Source organism: Mesorhizobium sp. M8A.F.Ca.ET.161.01.1.1 (genome assembly GCF_004792105.1).
Classification (GTDB): Bacteria; Pseudomonadota; Alphaproteobacteria; order Rhizobiales; family Rhizobiaceae; genus Mesorhizobium.
Genome location: NZ_SRTD01000348.1, coordinates 1 through 314, shown reverse-complemented (window position 1 = coordinate 314; position 314 = coordinate 1). Strand labels below are relative to the sequence as shown.

The following is a 314-nucleotide window of genomic DNA, read 5'->3' as shown; positions in this document are numbered from 1 at the left end:
TGCGGTGCTGTGGGTCAAAACTTTCGAAAAATACCGCCGCGTGGTGCTGTCGGCCGGTATGGTCGGCATTTATGGCAAGATTCAAAGGGAAGGCGAAGTCGTGCATCTGGTCGCCCACCGGCTGACCGATCGGTCACAGGCGCTTGCGAGTCTGGGCGAGCGCAACCACGCGTTTCCGCTGCCGCACGGGCGTGGTGACGAGTTTCACCATGGCATGCCACAGGAGGATCACCGCGCCATCAGGAAAAGACCGCCGCCGGCCACCCATGATGAAGATGCGGTGGAGCGGATAAAGGTCATTTCCCGTAATTTCC

At 59.9% G+C, this 314-nt stretch carries 1 pseudogene; it reads left to right on the top strand.

The features are described from left to right. A pseudogene (locus EN804_RS36010) lies at positions 1 to 314 on the top strand (hypothetical protein); the annotation flags it as partial.